This window comes from Mesorhizobium sp. P5_C1, assembly GCF_054049815.1.
On record NZ_JBFULQ010000957.1, the window covers coordinates 1 to 1,340 of the forward strand.

General features: G+C 61.3%; 3 protein-coding genes. All 3 read left to right on the forward strand.

What is annotated here, in order from left to right:
• The coding region (locus ACXJ7R_RS32955) for a cytochrome c1 (protein ID WP_457155447.1) at nucleotides 1–196 on the forward strand (196 nt) is incomplete at its 5' end.
• Nucleotides 197–326: 130 nt separating this feature from the next.
• Nucleotides 327–1,022 carry an acid phosphatase gene (locus tag ACXJ7R_RS32960; protein ID WP_457155448.1) on the forward strand — a complete coding sequence of 232 codons (696 nt, stop codon included), beginning with the start codon at nucleotides 327–329 and terminating at the stop codon, nucleotides 1,020–1,022.
• A gap of 181 nt (nucleotides 1,023–1,203) precedes the next feature.
• Nucleotides 1,204–1,340, forward strand: a 137-nt coding sequence (locus tag ACXJ7R_RS32965; RefSeq protein ID WP_457155449.1) for an alpha-hydroxy-acid oxidizing protein, incomplete at its 3' end; no start/stop codon positions are given.

The window sequence follows — 1,340 nt, forward strand, 5'->3', positions numbered from 1 at the left end:
GGTGACCTATGACGACGGCGCGCCGCAGACCATCGACCAGTATTCCCGCGACGTCTCTGCCTTCCTGATGTGGGCGGCCGAGCCGCATATGGAAGACCGCAAGAAGACCGGCTTCCGCGTGCTGGTGTTCCTGCTTTTGTTCGGTGCGCTGGTCTATCTCACCAAGCGCAAGGTGTGGGAAGGCGTGGCGCACTAAACCGCGCACAGCCATACGATCAAAAAAGGGCGCCGAAAGGCGCCCTTTGCATTTGGGGAGGCCTGTGGTGTCACATGGCCGTCACCGCATCCGGCGATCCTGTGCCGCTCTCACCAAAGGATCGCCCCCCATGAAAAGATACGCATCGCTCGCGGCAGGCTTGCTGCTGCTCATCCTCGGCTCGGCCGCSCARGCMGAAGACGCMMARCCCTTCRTCACCAACAAGGATRTCGACCTGACGATGATYCTGCCGCCRCCGCCGGCRAACGATTCGGCGCAGACCAAGGCCGAACTTGGCGAGGTGCTGACGCTGCAGGTGACGCGCACGCCCGAAATGGTGGCCAGCGCTGTTGCCGACGCCGAGGAGAATGTCTGGCGCTTCGCCAATGTGATGGGGCCGAAGTTCAACAAGGAAACACTGCCGAAATTCAGTGCTTTCTTCGATCGCGTGGTGGCCACCGAAGGCGCCGTCGTCGATCCGGCCAAGGATGTCTGGAAGCGCCCGCGTCCGCACCAGCTCAGCGACCTCGTCAAGCCCGCGGTCAAGCTGTCCAGCTCCGGTTCGTGGCCTTCCGGCCACGCCACCGTCGGCACCATGATGGGCATCATCCTGTCTGACATGGTTCCGGAAAAGCGCGCCGAGATCATGGCGCGTGCGGCTGAATACGCCCACAATCGCGAGGTTGGCGGTATCCATTACGCGTCCGATGTTGAAATGGGCAAGATTTCCGGCAGCGTGATCGCCGCCGTCTTGCTCAACCGGGACGACTTCAAGGCCGAATACGACGTGGCCAAGGCCGAGCTTCGTTCCGATCTCGGCATGTAATTTTTCGCTAGCTGCCGGTTTCCGACGAAAGGGGCGCTTCGGGCGCCCCTTTTTGTGCTGGCGATTGTAGCTCGTGGGACGGCTCGGCAATTAGGCCGTTGGCACGGAGACAACAGGTTGATATTCGACGCACCAAACGGTGGCGAAGCGATTGCCACGATATGACGTCTGGAAATCAATGATGCGGCTCAGCGACTGTCACAATTTTTCCGATTTCCGCCGCATGGCGCAACGGCGGCTGCCGGGGCCGATCTTCGACTATATCGACGGCGCGGCGGACGACGAGGTCACCTATCGCCGCAACACCGAAAGCTTCGA